At 69.5% G+C, this 13,969-nt stretch carries 16 protein-coding genes; 10 read left to right on the top strand and 6 right to left on the bottom strand.

What is annotated here, in order from left to right; translation table 11 throughout:
- The first annotated feature begins 27 nt into the window (after positions 1-27).
- Positions 28-1,119 carry an S-methyl-5-thioribose-1-phosphate isomerase gene (mtnA, locus tag ACWPKK_RS11420; RefSeq protein WP_452003898.1) on the top strand — a complete coding sequence of 364 codons (1,092 nt, stop codon included), beginning with the start codon at positions 28-30 and terminating at the stop codon, positions 1,117-1,119.
- A gap of 24 nt (positions 1,120-1,143) precedes the next feature.
- Here mtnA and ACWPKK_RS11415 read toward each other — a convergent pair whose 3' ends face one another.
- Positions 1,144-1,350 carry a hypothetical protein gene (locus ACWPKK_RS11415; RefSeq protein WP_452003895.1) on the bottom strand — a complete coding sequence of 69 codons (207 nt, stop codon included), beginning with the start codon at positions 1,348-1,350 and terminating at the stop codon, positions 1,144-1,146.
- A gap of 137 nt (positions 1,351-1,487) precedes the next feature.
- Positions 1,488-1,745, bottom strand: coding sequence for a hypothetical protein (locus ACWPKK_RS11410; protein WP_452003892.1), 258 nt, complete (start codon positions 1,743-1,745; stop codon positions 1,488-1,490).
- Positions 1,746-2,186: 441 nt separating this feature from the next.
- On the opposite strand from ACWPKK_RS11410, the gene ACWPKK_RS11405 reads away from it, so the two are divergent.
- Complete coding sequence (locus ACWPKK_RS11405; RefSeq protein ID WP_452003890.1) at positions 2,187-2,453, top strand: hypothetical protein; 267 nt, start codon at positions 2,187-2,189, stop codon at positions 2,451-2,453.
- Between the two features lie 76 nt (positions 2,454-2,529).
- Here ACWPKK_RS11405 and ACWPKK_RS11400 read toward each other — a convergent pair whose 3' ends face one another.
- Together ACWPKK_RS11400 and ACWPKK_RS11395 are read right to left on the bottom strand one after the other, a co-directional pair.
- Positions 2,530-3,300: a hypothetical protein gene (locus ACWPKK_RS11400; RefSeq protein WP_149223927.1), complete on the bottom strand. Its 771-nt coding sequence runs from the start codon at positions 3,298-3,300 to the stop codon at positions 2,530-2,532.
- A gap of 59 nt (positions 3,301-3,359) precedes the next feature.
- Positions 3,360-4,502, bottom strand: coding sequence for a Do family serine endopeptidase (locus ACWPKK_RS11395; RefSeq protein WP_452003886.1), 1,143 nt, complete (start codon positions 4,500-4,502; stop codon positions 3,360-3,362).
- Between the two features lie 258 nt (positions 4,503-4,760).
- Between ACWPKK_RS11395 and ACWPKK_RS11390 the strand changes: the two genes are divergently transcribed.
- The 7 genes from ACWPKK_RS11390 to ACWPKK_RS11360 all read left to right on the top strand — a co-directional run bounded on the left by ACWPKK_RS11390 (position 4,761) and on the right by ACWPKK_RS11360 (position 12,234).
- Positions 4,761-5,720: a hypothetical protein gene (locus ACWPKK_RS11390; RefSeq protein WP_452004767.1), complete on the top strand. Its 960-nt coding sequence runs from the start codon at positions 4,761-4,763 to the stop codon at positions 5,718-5,720.
- A 6-nt stretch (positions 5,721-5,726) separates the two neighbouring features.
- Entirely contained in the window at positions 5,727-7,004 is a 1,278-nt protein-coding gene (locus ACWPKK_RS11385) for a pentapeptide repeat-containing protein (protein ID WP_452003883.1), read from the top strand.
- A 295-nt stretch (positions 7,005-7,299) separates the two neighbouring features.
- A complete protein-coding gene (gene ihfB / locus ACWPKK_RS11380) occupies positions 7,300-7,581 on the top strand; it encodes an integration host factor subunit beta (protein WP_012972825.1) in 282 nt (93 codons plus the stop codon).
- Between the two features lie 49 nt (positions 7,582-7,630).
- Positions 7,631-8,026, top strand: coding sequence for a lipopolysaccharide assembly protein LapA domain-containing protein (locus tag ACWPKK_RS11375; protein ID WP_310111380.1), 396 nt, complete (start codon positions 7,631-7,633; stop codon positions 8,024-8,026).
- 92 nt (positions 8,027-8,118) lie between these two features.
- Positions 8,119-9,078, top strand: coding sequence for a bifunctional Delta(1)-pyrroline-2-carboxylate/Delta(1)-piperideine-2-carboxylate reductase (lhpI, locus tag ACWPKK_RS11370; RefSeq protein WP_452003878.1), 960 nt, complete (start codon positions 8,119-8,121; stop codon positions 9,076-9,078).
- 155 nt (positions 9,079-9,233) lie between these two features.
- The gene (locus ACWPKK_RS11365) at positions 9,234-11,036 is read left to right on the top strand and encodes a sensor histidine kinase (RefSeq protein ID WP_452003875.1); all 1,803 of its coding nucleotides are present in this window, start codon (positions 9,234-9,236) and stop codon (positions 11,034-11,036) included.
- Positions 11,037-11,277: 241 nt separating this feature from the next.
- A complete protein-coding gene (locus ACWPKK_RS11360) occupies positions 11,278-12,234 on the top strand; it encodes a DMT family transporter (RefSeq protein ID WP_452003872.1) in 957 nt (318 codons plus the stop codon).
- Here ACWPKK_RS11360 and ACWPKK_RS11355 read toward each other — a convergent pair.
- On the bottom strand, positions 12,231-12,632 hold the full coding sequence (locus ACWPKK_RS11355; RefSeq protein ID WP_452003869.1) for a YkvA family protein: 402 nt from the start codon (positions 12,630-12,632) through the stop codon (positions 12,231-12,233). The two genes, ACWPKK_RS11360 and ACWPKK_RS11355, sit on opposite strands and share 4 nt — an antisense overlap.
- Positions 12,633-12,852: 220 nt before the next feature.
- On the opposite strand from ACWPKK_RS11355, the gene ACWPKK_RS11350 reads away from it, so the two are divergent.
- Positions 12,853-13,614 (top strand): SDR family NAD(P)-dependent oxidoreductase, encoded by a 762-nt coding sequence (locus ACWPKK_RS11350; protein ID WP_452003866.1) that lies wholly within the window; start codon positions 12,853-12,855, stop codon positions 13,612-13,614.
- Between the two features lie 63 nt (positions 13,615-13,677).
- Here ACWPKK_RS11350 and ACWPKK_RS11345 read toward each other — a convergent pair whose 3' ends face one another.
- Entirely contained in the window at positions 13,678-13,875 is a 198-nt protein-coding gene (locus ACWPKK_RS11345) for a hypothetical protein (protein ID WP_194909936.1), read from the bottom strand.
- Between the last annotated feature and the right edge of the window lie 94 nt (positions 13,876-13,969).

Genomic DNA, 13,969 nt, shown 5'->3' with positions numbered 1-13,969 from the left:
AACGGCAGGTAGCTGGAGGATGGTGTTATGCGGATCGACGGGACGGCCTATCGCACCATCTGGCCGGAAGGCGGGGGAACCGTCGCCATCATCGACCAGACCCGGCTGCCGCATGATTTCGCCGTCGTCCGCCTGAAAAGCCTGGAGGAGGCCGCCCACGCCATCCGCGCCATGCTGGTGCGCGGCGCCCCGCTGATCGGTGCCGCCGCCGCCTATGGCGTGGCGCTGGCCCTGCGCGCGGATGCGAGCGACCGGGGGCTGGAGCGCGCCTGCGCGATCCTGCTGGCGACCCGGCCGACCGCGGTCAACCTGCGCTGGGCGCTGGAGCGCATGCGCGGCCTGCTGGCGCCGCTCCCCGAGCTGCAGCGCGTCGACGCGGCCGAGGCGGAAGCGGCCGCCATCGCCGACGAGGATGTGGAGATCAACCGCGCCATCGGCCAACACGGCGCAGCATTGATCCGTGCCGCGGCGGAGGGCAAGACACCGGGAGAACCGGTGAACGTGCTGACCCACTGCAATGCCGGCTGGCTCGCCACCGTCGATTGGGGCACGGCGCTGGCGCCGGTCTATGCCGCCTTCGAGCAGGGCATTCCGCTGCATGTCTGGGTGGACGAGACGCGCCCGCGCAACCAGGGCGCCAGCCTGACTGCCTGGGAGCTGAAGCACCACGGCGTCCCCCACACCGTCATCGCCGACAATGTCGGCGGCCATCTGATGCAGCACGGCAAGGTCGACCTGTGCATCGTCGGCACCGACCGCACCACGGCGACCGGCGACGTCTGCAACAAGATCGGCACCTATCTGAAGGCGCTGGCCGCCCACGACAACGGTGTTCCCTTCTATGTGGGACTGCCGTCGCCGACCATCGACTGGACCATCGCCGACGGCGTGCGGGAGATTCCCATCGAGGAGCGCGATGGCCGCGAGGTCAGCGAACTGACCGGCCGCACCGCCGACGGGCGGATCGAGACGGTGCGCGTCACCCCCGACGGCAGTCCGGTCGCCAATTACGCCTTCGACGTGACGCCGTCCCGGCTTGTGACCGGGCTGATCACCGAACGCGGCGTTTGCGCCGCGTCGCGCGACGGTCTGCGCGGGCTGTTTCCGGAACGGGCGTAGGCCAGACAGGGGAGACGGGGAGCGTCAGCGGCGGCGGTCGGAGAGCAGCCGCCGCCACAGCGGCTGCGGCGTGTCTTCCGCATTCTTGGCATCGAGCCATTCGTCCGCCAACTCGCGGACCTGCCAGTCGCCGAGAAAGCGCTCGCAGTTGATGGCGGTATAAAGGCGCACGCGCTCTTTCCCCAGCCGTTCGAAATAATCCAGCGTTCTTTGGCGGTCGATGTCTTCCATGGGCCCCAATGAAACGGAGATTGTGGACAGTCCATACCAGATGTTTGTCCGCACTCCGGATATTGGAAGAAGCCCCCCGTCCGTGCAACTGTCCCTTCGTCGCGGTTCCATCCCCCGGAAGGGGTGGAGCCCGTCCCCTATCGGGAGTCGGCGTCCAGGCGTCCGGTATGGACCACGACGTCCGACAGCGGAATGCCGGCCTGGGCCGCTGCCCGCTCCAGAGACTGGCGGTCGGGCCAATAGAGGCGGCCGCCGACCTCCGTCAGCATACCCTGCCGCTTGATGACCCAAAGGCCGCTGAACGCCATCTCGATGATCCGGCCCATCGGCCGGGCTGTAGACCGGTCCCGATCGGGTGGACGGCCATCGTCATGGTGCTTTTCGTTGAACGTCATCTCTGCTCTTCCCTGTGCCGGCCTTTCTTTGCGTGGCTTCGACATGCCCGCGCAAGGAGCCGATCTCTGTCTCCCCATGAGCACGATGCTTCAGGGGAAAAGCAATGTCCTAACCAAGTCACGCCGCAAGTTCATTCAGAAAGTTGTAATTATTTGTTATCGAACGGAAACAATTCAAATGGTCTTACCACACCCTTTGGTAACCATATTGAAATCATGGAAAAAAGATCGGCTTGCCTCCGGGAAGTCTTGTCCTCCATTCCCCGTCATCTTCGAAAATCATTTTCACGCGAACGAAGTAGGCTACGTCGAACGGGTGGGTTCGTTACCCCGAAATGGTCACAGCACGGCTCGGCGCCGCTCACCAAACATAAGCATGGCCGCAGGGGGAGCCCGAGAAGGGCACCCGGCGGCCACGCCTGTGTTTGAAGGAAGAGAGCGATGAAGACGACCATGCGGATTTTTACCGCCAGGGCCACCACCGGGGCGACGGCGCTTCTGATCGGTGCGACCCTGCTCGGCGGCTGTTCGAACCTGAACCACCGCGAGAATCGTGCCCTGACCGGCGGAGCGATCGGTGCCGCCGGCGGTGCCGCCATCGGTGCGGTCACCGGCGGCAGCGCGGTCTATGGCGGGCTGCTGGGCGGTGCAGCCGGCGCTGCGGTCGGCGCCCTGACCGCGGAGGACGGGAAAAAGCATCGCCGTTGAGGCATCGAGGCCGAGCGACCCAAGGGCGCGGCACTGCCGCCTCCCTGATCGCCCTTTGGGCCGCCCGGATGGCCGCTCACTCGTCCTCGTCGTCCTCGAATTGGTCGAGGCTCAGCGACCGGACCTCGGTGCTGGGGTTCGGCGCCGGCGGGGCGGCGGGCGGCATGCCGGCGGGCCGGGGCGCGGCCGGCCGGGCGACGCTGCGGCCGGCGGGCATATGGGCGTTGGGGCCCTTCAGCGGGCTGTTCAGCGTGCCGCGCGGGCCGATGCTGGGTTCGTCGCCGAAGTCGGGCAGCGGCGGGATGCGGTCCATCACGCGGCGGATCAGGGCGGCGATGCGGTCGGTCTCGGCGCGCAGGGCCTGCCCGCGCTCCCCCTCATAGAGTGGATCGTCGAGGAACTTGCGGATTTCCAGGACGCCGCGCAGCTCCACCCCGCACATCTCGTGGGTGCCGATGGGCAGGGCCTTCACCCGGGCGAAGCTGGAGAAGAAGCCTGCGCTGCCCTCCACGAACTGGACCACCATGCGGGCGTGCAGACGCTCCAGCGCGGTGGTCATGGGATCGATCAGATCCTCCATCTCCTCCGGCGCGGCGTCCAGCCGTTCCTGCGTCAGCGCCGCCAGCGCGAAGAAATCGCGCACCCGCCGGCTGAAGCGTCGGTAGCGGGCCAGCCCGCCGACCGACACCCGCTCGCGCGCCGTCTGGGCCAGCTCCGCCGACTGCTTCAGCATGGCGTCGAGCCGCATCAGCAGCGTCGCGATCTCGCGCTGGCGCTGGGCCGCGCTGCGGCCGGGCGTGGGTGCCGGCGGGGCGGCCGGGCGGCGGGGTGGGTTGGAACGCATCATGCCGGTACGGGGTGGCTCCTCTGCTGTCCGCGACCCGACGCCGGGCCCTGGCAAGGACCTCAGCGCTGGGTGCGGACGGTCACCGACTTTTGCCCGCCGTCGCGCACCACCGTCAACTGCACCGGCGTGCCGACGCGCAGAAGACCGATGCGGTTGCGGAAATCGGTGGCGCTGCGGATGGCGCGGCCGTCGACCGCCACCACCACGTCGCCGCTGCGCAGGCCGCCGCTGTCGGCGGGCGATCCGCGTTCGATCTTGGCGATCAGGGCGCCCTCGTCACCCTTCAGGTTCATGCTTTCCGCCAGATCGGGCGTCAGGTCCTGGATGGCGACGCCCAGCCGGCCGCGCCGCACCTCGCCATATTCGCGCAGCTGCTCCATCACCGAGCGGACGATGGTGACCGGAACGGCGAAGCCGATGCCGACCGACCCGCCGGCCGGGCCGATGATGGCGGTGTTGATGCCGATCAGCTCGCCCTGGAAATTGACCAGCGCGCCGCCGGAATTGCCGGGGTTGATCGAGGCGTCGGTCTGGATGAAGTCCTCGTACCCCTCGATCTTCAGCCCGCTGCGGCCGAGCGCCGAGACGATGCCGGAGGTCACGGTCTGGCCCAGCCCGAACGGGTTGCCGATGGCGACGACGAAATCGCCAACCTTGGCGCGGTCCGAGTCGCCGAGCGGCAGGGCGGTCAGGCTCTCCGCCTTGATCTGCAGCAGCGCGATGTCGGTGGCGGCATCGCGGCCGATCAGCTTGGCGCGCAGGCGGCGGCGGTCCTTCAGCGTGACCGCGATCTCCTGCGCGTTCTCCACCACATGGCTGTTGGTGACGACATAGCCGTTGGCGGCGTCGACGATCACGCCGGACCCGGCGCTGACCTGGGGGCGGCCCTGCGGCATTTGGTCCGGCAGGTTGAAGAAGCGGCGGAAGAAGGGGTCGCGCAGCAGCGGGTTTTCCGCCTGGGGTGCCTGGCTCAGCACCGAGATGTTCACCACCGCCGGAGTCACCTGCTCCAGCATCGGGGCAATGGTGCCGCCGCCGACCGCACCCAGCGGCAGCGCCGCCGCGGCGGGCGAAGCGCCCAGCCCGACCGCGGATCCGACCCGGCCCAGCGCCGAATCGGCCGGTGCGACCAGCGCGCCGCCGGCCAGCGCAGCCATCCCGACCGCAGCCGCAAACACCACCGGACGCACCACCGCTTTCATGGCTTCTTCCTTTCTTGGAGGGGAGTTTCTTTCGGAGACCGTCACCGACCGGGCTGATTTGGGGCAAAAAGGAAGGGGGTTCAAGCCTGTCCGTCCCCCGGTGCTTCCGCCACCCGCCGACGGTCGAATCCACGGGGAAGAATGATAGCGCGGCGGCGGCGGAAACTCCCGGTAAAGAAATTCGGTGGTATAGGACAAGGCTGGCGCAGCCCCCGGCATGGCGGGGACGCGCGGCTGCAGGACGATGGGTTGAGCGCGATGAGCGGCGGGTCACTGCTCGAACTGACCGAGCAAGAGTATCTGCAGATGGAGGAGGCCCTGTCGCAGACGGCGCGGGGCCGCGCCTTCCTGCGCATGCGCGACCGGCGCAGCCGCGTCGTCGCCTCCGACGATTTCCACCGGCTGGTCGACAAGCTGGAAACCCAGGTCGACCGGCTGAGCGGCGCTTCTCCTAGCGCCTTCGCCGCCCTGGCGCCGGGCGAGGACCCGCGCATCCAGCAGGAACTGACCGCCATCACCCAGGTGGTGCGCGAGGCGCGCAGCGACATCGCCGCGCTGAAGGCCACCGACACCGGATCCAACCGGATCGAAGCGGCGACCGGCGAGTTGGACGAGATCGTCGCCGCCACCGAACGCGCGACCACCGACATCCTGAACGCGACGGAGAAGATTCAGGAAATCACCATGTCGATCCCGCGCGACGACGACGATCTGGCCGAACGGATCGACGCGATCGAGGCGTGGTGCATCGAGATCATGACCGCCTGCTCCTTCCAGGACATCACCGGCCAGCGCACCACCAAGGTCGTCAACACCCTGCGCTACATCGAAGAGCGCGTGAACACGATGATCGAAATCTGGGGCGTCGAGCGGCTGGCCGTCGCCCCGGAGCAGCACCATGGCGAGGTCGCCTCGCACCGCAAGATGGGCGACACCCGCCCCGACGCCCATCTGCTGAACGGTCCGCAGCTGGGCGGTCCGGAGGTCAGCCAGGATGCCATCGACGCGCTGTTCGCCAGCGTGCCCGAGGTGGCGGAACGGGCGGAACCGCTGCCGGCCGACGTGGCGCCTTCCCCGCCTCCTCCTCCCCCACCGCCTCCCCCGCCACCCCCTGTCGCGAAGCCGGCCCCGCCCCCGCCTCCGCCTCCCGCCGATCCCGGCGGCGGCGATGGCGGCGGTGCGATCTCCCAGGCCGACATCGACGCCCTGTTCGCGTGACCGGCCATGGCGCAAGACGGCAAATCCCGCATCCGACTGACCCAGGACCAGCTCGACCGAGTGTGCGAGCGCCATGTCCGATTCGCCGAGGGGCGCCCGAACGGTGCCCGCGCCAACCTTCCCTTCTTCGACCTGTCGGGCCTGTCGCTGGCCGGCCGCAACCTGACCGGCGCCCATCTGGCCGGCGCCATCCTGCGCGACGCCGACCTTCGCGGCACGATTCTCGACCATGCGGACCTCTATGGCGCCGACCTGCGCGGGGCCGACCTGTCGGAGGCGCGGCTGTTCCGCACCGACATGCGCGGCGCCAATGTGCGCGGCGCCAAGCTGGACGGCGCCACCATGGTGGAGGTCGACCTGCGCGACGGCAGCATGGTCAACCGCAACAGCGCCGGCGAGCTGAAGGTGGTGGGCTTCGACCCCGGCCCGGCCGACATGGCGTCCGCCCGCCTGACCAACGCCGACATGGCGCGGGCCAAGCTGTCGGGCAGCTTCGCGCGGGCGGCCGATTTCACCAACACCCGGCTGGCCGGCGCCCGGCTGGACCGCACCGACCTGCGCGACGCCAACTTTTCCGGCGCCGACCTGCGCGGGGCGGACCTCAACGGCTCCGACCTGCGCGGGGCCATCCTCGACGGGGCCAGCCTGGACGAAGCCGGGCTGGAGCAGGCGATACGCACCGACGAACAGGCCCATGCCGCCCGGCAGACGCCGCCGCAGGCACCGGCACCCGAACCGGAGCCGGAGGAGACTGCTGCGGCGGCCGAACTGCCGGCCCTGCCGGTGGAGCAGCTGGACGGCATGCTGCGCCAGCACATGATCTGGCTGGGCACCAGCGGCAAGCAGGGATGCCAACTCGACCTGACCGGGCTGAACCTGGAGGGGGCCGATCTGGCGGGCAAGATCCTGACGCTGGCCAAGGGCACCGGTGCCCGGCTTCGCCATGCCCGGCTGAACGGCGCCCAGCTGCAGGCCGCCCAGTTCGACGGCGCCGACCTGCGCTCCGCCGATCTCAGCCGCGCCGACCTGCGCGGGGTGAAGCTGGACCGCGCCATCCTGATCGACAGCCGACTGGACGGTGCCAACCTGGGCATGCTGCTGGTCAGCGCCGGGGCCAAGGTGATGCGGGCCTCGCTGGTGCGGGCGCGGCTGGCCGGCGCGTCGCTGGCAGAGACCAACCTCAAGGGCAGCGACCTGACGCTCGCCGACCTGACCGGCTGCGACCGCTCCTCGGCGGTGCTGGAGGGCGCCATCCTGGAGGGGACGCGGCTGGGCGGCGCCTGACCCGTCCGGCGGATCCTGTCATCCGGCCGGATTTCTTTCGCGAAGCCGTTGAAAGCTTTCAAATTTCCGTCACGATCCGTGCCGGAGATTGCCGCGGCGGCCGCGGACGGCACTGTCCGCAAGAGGCGGTTTCTTCCCTGACCGGGCAGGTGGAGAACTGAAAAAGGGTTGTGCCGTAACGGTTTAGCGGCACGGGTGGGGCTTGACGCCTTGGCGGGCCGGTGGCACGCTGATGCTCAAGCGCGGCGCACCGCGACCATAAGCGCCCGCACCGAATGGGGGAACGTCAACGGTCATGACCAAGTCGGAACTGATCCAACGGCTGGCGGAACGAAATCCGCATCTCTACCAGCGCGACATCGAGAAGATCGTCGGCACCATCTTCGATGAGATCACGGAAGCGCTGGCGCGCGGCGACCGGGTGGAACTGCGCGGCTTCGGCGCCTTCTCCATCAAGAAGCGGGACGCGCGCACGGGTCGCAACCCCCGGACCGGAGAATCGGTTGACGTCGGCGAGAAATGCATTCCTTTCTTCAAGACGGGCAAGCAGCTCCGGGAACGTCTGAACACGGACTGAGCGCCGGGCCGGCCGTCTCTCCCCGCCGCAATTCTGAGGAACCTTCGCTTTGCGCCATATTTCCTGGATCGTCACCCTGCCGGTGGCCCTCGTCGCGATCCTGTTCGCGATCTCCAACCGCGGCATCGTGACCCTGTCGCTGTGGCCGCTGCCCTTCACGCTCGACACCCCGGTCTATCTGGCCGCGCTGGTGGCGCTTCTGCTCGGCTTCCTGGCCGGCGGCTTCATCGTCTGGAACAGCCAGCGCCGCCACCGCCGCCGCGCCCGGCGCGAGAGCAACCGCGTGCTGTATCTGGAGCGCGAACTGAAGGAGGCGCAGGCCCGCGCCGCCGCCGCGGAGAAGCGGCTGGCCGAGAGCACCCGTCCGGTCTCGGGCCCGCTGCCGGGCTCCAGCGGCGGGCTGCCGGTCCCGGCCGCCGAGAACAGCGCGCCGACGGTGCATTGAGGCCGGCGTAACCGGACGTCGTTTTTCCCCTCTCCCAGCCCGTCTCGATACGAGGGGGCCGGGGGTGGTGCCGGTCGGCGGGAGGAGGTCCCATGCGCACGGTCAGCGCCGCCGAGCTTCGGTCCGTCCTGCACCACCGCATGCTGATCGAACGGCTGCGGCAGAGCTTCCGCGCCGGCGTGGAAGCTCCGCCGCCGCATCGCCACCGAGTGGAGACCTACGGGTCCAGCGACGCCACCCTGCTGCTGGCGCCGGCCTGGCAGGTGAACCAGTCGGTCGGCCTGCGGATCGACACCGTCTTTCCCGACAATGCCGGCGGCGACCTGCCGCAGACCCAGGGCGTCTATCTGCTGGCTGACGGCAAGACCGGGGTGCCGCAGGCGCTGCTGGACTCCTCCGCGGCGCTCGCCCGGCGCAGCAGTGCCGCGGCCTCGGCGCTCGCCGCCTCCTATCTGGCGCGGCCGGATGCGGAGCGCCTGCTGGTGGTCGGCACCGGCCCGCTCGCGCTGGAGCTGGTGGAGGCCCACACCGCCGTGCGGACGATCCGCCATGTGCTGGTCTGGGGCCGCGACCTGCAGAAGGCCAAGCGAATCGCCGCCCGTTTCCACCGGCCGAAGTTCCGGATCGAGGCGACCGGCGACCTGGAGGGCGCGGTGCGCGGCGCCGACATCGTTGCCTGCGCCACCGCCGCGCGCGAGCCGCTGATCCGCGGCGACTGGCTGCGGCCGGGCCAGCATCTGGAGCTGCTGGGCGGAGTGACGCCGGAGATGCGCGAGGCCGACGACGGCTGCGTCCGCCGCTCCCGTGTCTTCGTCGATTGCCGCGACCGCACGCCCATGGAGGCCGGCGACATCGCCCAGCCTCTGGCGTCCGGCCTGCTGACCGCGGACGATATCGCCGGCGACCTGTTCGACCTCAGCCGCGGCGAGCGGGCGGGCCGGCGTTTCTACGACCAGATCACCCTGTTCAAGTCGGTGGGCACGGCGCTGGCCGACCTCTGCGCCGCCCAGATGGCGGTGGAGATGATTCTGCACAACGATTCGATCCGCTAGGGACCTGCCGGACAGGTCTGTCCGGCGCCGGGGCCTGCGCCTCCGAAAGACAGGGTTACCGGCGGTTCGTCCTGCGCTACTATTCCGCGATTCTTGCCGCTTGTCCGCCATCCGGCGCGGCGATCCGCAGCTGCGGAAAAGGAACGGCCGCTTGCATGGTTCCGCCTGCCCAGTCATCTGACGAGCCCGCCGGGAGCCCGACTCCGGCTGCGGACATCGTCCATCCCTTCCGCAAGCCGCGGCTGGAGGCGGCCATCGGCTGGCTGGCGGCCTGCGGCTTCCTGTTCCTGGCGCTGGTCACCGCGGTGGTCGGGGTGCAATCGCGGGAGCGGGCGCTGAACGGGGCGCAGGAGCGCGCCGAGTCCGCCGTCCGGGTGCTGGCGGAACATGCGGCCCGCCTGTTCGACGCCGCCGACCTTCTGGTGGAATATGCGGCCCAGGAAACCGCCGGGCGCCCGTGGGACGAGATCGCCCGGTCGCGTGCCCTGTGGGACAAGTTGAACGGCCAGCGCGCCCGCCTGCCCTTCCTGGATGCAATCTGGCTGAACGACGGGGCGGGGCTGTTGCGGCTGACGACGCTGGCCTTTCCGGCGCCCTTTTCCGATGCGTCCGACCGCGATGTCTTCCTGTTCCACAGCCGGGCGACCGGGGTGGGCGATGCCGTGGACCAGCCCCATATCGGCCCGCGCATCATCGGCCGGGTGACCAACAAGGCCACCTTCCTGCTCAGCCGCCGGTTGTCGGAACCGGATGGCCGTTTCCGCGGCATGGCCTCGGTCACCATCGATCCCTCCTATCTGTCGGGCTTCTACAAGGAGCTGGACGTTCCCCACCGGCCGGTGACCATCCTGGTGCGGTCCGGCGATCTCGACGTGCTGGTGCGCGAGCCCGACAATGCCGCCGATCCGGTGCCGCTGTCGGACCTGGCCCGCCGTGCGATCCAAGCGCGGCCGGAGGGAGGGGCGGCGCGCGACGACACGGTCATCGTCGCCCACCGCCGGGTCGACAGCTGGCCGGTGCATGTGGTCGTCCGGCTTGAAACGGCTCCGGTCCTGGCGTCGTGGCACCGGCTGATCGCACCCTATGCCGGGCTGGCGGCGGCGGCGGCGCTGGCGCTGGCGGCGCTGTCGGTCTTCGGCTTCCGGCAGGCGGGCGCCGCCCGGCAGGTGCAGCGCGAACTGGAGCGCCGGGTGGTCGAGCGGACCGCGTCGCTCCAGCGGACCATCGGCGAGCGCGACGCGGCCTTGGCGCAGAAGGATTTGCTGATGCGCGAGGTCAACCACCGCATCAAGAACAGCCTGCAGGTGGTGTCCAGCCTGCTGGGCTTGCAGGGGCAGGCGGTGGGCGATCCGCGGCTGAGCGGCCATCTGCTGGAGGCGGGGCGGCGCGTACAGGCCATCGCCGATATCCACCGGCTGCTCTATCGCGTCGACGACGTCCATTTCATCCCCTTCCACGACTATCTGACCGAGCTGTGCCGGGAGCTGGAGCGTTCCGCCCGGTCCGAAGGGGGGGACTGGCGACTGGATCTGGCGGTGGAGCCGGTGGAGGTGCCGACCGACCACGCCGTGCCGCTGGGCCTGCTCGCCAACGAACTGGTGATGAACGCCATCAAGCATGCCTATCGGCCGCTCGCAGTCGCGGTGTCCGCCGCAGCCGGCGCAGCGGGTGACGGCAACGGTGACGGCCGGCCGGATGGGAGCGGCCGCGACGCCGCCAACGTCATTTCCGTGAGCCTGCGGTCGGGTGGAGACGCGTTGCGCCTGATCGTCGGCGACCGCGGCGTCGGGCTGCCGCCCGACTTCGACTGGCGCCGCAGCCGCAGCCTGGGCATGCGCCTGATCCACACCCTGTCCAAGCAGTTGGGCGCCACCCTGACGGTGGAGAACACCAGCCCCGGCGTGCAGTTCACCATCCACCTGCCGCACCGGCCGGTCCAATCAGGCTCCATATCGTGAAGACCGCCACACGTCATACGCGAGTATGATCGTTTGGGGCAGTTGCATTTCGCTTGCGTCACCCCGGTTATCGTCGGAGGATCATCGCCTCGGCACCGGAGGCGGGGGCTGTTCTGCGCGGTTCGTGTTTGCGCTAACGCGTCAGACGGCTGACCGGCCCGGACCCTGCCGCCGCAACCGGCCCCAAAACGGCTTCCACCGACCGGCTTCCACCAAAACGGCTCTCCAGGGACGACTGACCGTGACCGTCTCAGCCTCTCCGCCCATGAATGCGGGGCCCGGTCTGCGGGCGCCGGCGAACCGCCTGCTGCTGGGCGCCGGCTTCATGCTGCTGTCGGCACTGCTGTTCGGGATCGGCAATTCGGCGGTGCGCTGGGCCTCCACCGTCATGGACCCGCTGGAGGTCGTGTTCTTCCGCAACCTGTTCAGCTTGCTGTGGATGCTGCCCTGGGCGCTGACGGCGGGCGCGCCTGCCTGCCGGTCGGTGCTGGCGGAACGGCGGCTGCGGCCCTACGTGACGCGGGCGGTGACCAGCCTGTGCGCGATGGCCGGCTGGTTCTACGCCATCGCCTATATCCCATTGCCGACCGCGACATCGGTCAGCTTCGCCATTCCGCTGTTCGTCACGGCGGGGGCGGCGCTGCTCCTGGGGGAGCGGGTGCGGTTGCGGCGCTGGGCGGCGGTGTGTGCCGGCTTTGCCGGGGTGGTGATCGTTCTGCGGCCGGGTGCCACGCCGGTCGATCTGGCGTTTCTGGCGCTGTTCGCGCACTGCCTCGCCGCCGCCGCCACCGTGCTGCAGATGCGGATGCTCAGCCGCAGGGACAGCGCGCCGGTCATCGTCACCTTCCTTGGCCTGCTGGTCACCCCGATGGCGCTGGTGCCGGCGCTGTTCGTTTGGACCTGGCCAAGCTGGAGCGTGCTGGGCGCGCTGGCGCTTCTGGGCGGGCTGCTGACTGCGGGCCAGCTGGCGATGACGAAGGCGCTGTCGCTGGCCGAATCCTCGGCGATGATGCCCTACGATTACGCCCGGCTGCCCTTCACCGCGTTCGTGGCGTGGCTCGCCTTCGGCCAGACCATGGATGTGTGGGGCTGGGTGGGCGCGCTGGTGATCGCCGGTTCGGCGCTCTACACCATGCACCGCGACGCGGCGGACGGGCGCAAGGCGGCAGGCAAAACCGCAGGGGCGGCGGCCGGTTAGCCGGTCTGTTCGGTTTCACCGCCGGCCGTCTCGGCGCGCAACGTCTGCTTTGCGCGGGTCCAGTGCGCCGGGGTCAGGTTGGCGCGCACCGTCTGGACGGCGGCGGCCAGCACCGCGGCATCGTCGGTGAAGCCGGCAATCAGCAGCCAGTCGGGCAGGGCATCCACCGGCAGCACGAAATAGGCCAGTGCGGCCAGAAGGATCCCCTTCGCCCGGTAGGGCGTTGCCGGATCGGTCGCGCAGAAATAGGCGGCCAGCAACTCTTCCAGGAAGGGAATGCGGTGCAGGTTGGCGCGCAGCTTCGGCCAGAAGCGGCCGCGGACCAGCCGCTCGTCCTGCTCGACCCGCTCGGGATCGGGAATCGTCAACTCGGTGCCGGTGGGAACGGATGCTGTCATGGACGCTGAAACCCTCCGGGATCTGGTCCCTTCTTGAGAAAACCGCCGGCATCGCGGCCGGCGCGGATCGTCACCCCATGCGCTCCGACCATACGGTGTGGTATGGTGGGGCGGCCATCTGGTAAACAAAGCCATCCGGCAAACAACAAGTGCGATCACAGCCTGTTGGACACAAGGCCGGCGCCCCGCATGGACCGGCCGCAATTAAGGAGGAGATGCCATGAACATCCAGGGTCTGTCCGCCATCGTCACCGGCGGCGCCTCGGGCATGGGGGCGGCGACGGCGCGTCATCTGGCCGGGCTCGGCGCCAAGGTGACCGTGCTGGACGTCAACGAGGACGCGGTGCTGAAGACCGCGCACGAGATCGGCGGGCTGGGCCTGGTCTGCGACGTCACCGACGGCGCCTCTGCCGAGCGGGCGATCGATCAGGCGCGCTCCGCCCATGGGCCGGCCCGCATCGCAGTGAATTGCGCCGGCATCGCGCCTGCCCAGCGCATTGTCGGCCGCGACGGCCCGATGCCGCTGGAGAATTTCCGCTCGGTGATCGAGGTGAACCTGATCGGCAGCTTCAACATCCTGCGGTTGGCGGCGGCCGACATGGCGAAGCTGGACCCGCTGGACAGCGGCGAGCGCGGCGTGATCGTCAACACCGCCTCCGTCGCCGCCTATGAGGGTCAGATCGGGCAGGCCGCCTATGCCGCGTCGAAGGGCGGCATCGTCGCCCTGACCATCTGCGCGGCGCGCGACCTCGCCCGCAACGGTATCCGCGTGATGACGGTGGCCCCTGGCCTGATCGGCACGCCGATGCTGCTGAACATGCCGCAGGAGGTGCAGGACAGCCTCGCCGCCACCGTTCCCTTCCCCAAGCGCTTCGGCAAGCCGGAGGAGTACGCCCGCCTCGTCCAGCACATCCTGGAGAACGAGATGCTGAACGGCGACGTCATCCGCCTGGACGGTGCCATCCGCATGGCGCCGCAGTAAGGATCGCGGGCGCGGTCCAAGGAGCGGCCCCGCACCGGGGCCGTTCCTTCGCTTCCTGAAACCTCAGCTTTCGGCAACGGCGGCTTCGTCCGCCCGCTCCGCCTCGCCCAGCAGGTCGATCAGCAGGGTGGTGCAATGCTGGAGCCGCTGGTCGGCGGTCGCGGTCGCCATGTCGCGGCCGGTCTGCTCCTGCCAATCCTGCAGCATCAGCGCCAGATGTTTCCGGACGTGGTCTTCCCTATCCAGTCGCCGCGTCGCCATGTCGCCTCCCGTCTTCGCTCCGGTCGAACCTGCCGTCAATCCATTCGGTGCCCGCCTGATCCGGCGGGGCACCCTTTGTGTAGCCTCAAACTGG

This window comes from Azospirillum largimobile (genome assembly GCF_977007025.2).
Note: the sequence above shows the minus strand (reverse complement) of the source record. Positions and strands in the feature narration are given on the sequence as shown.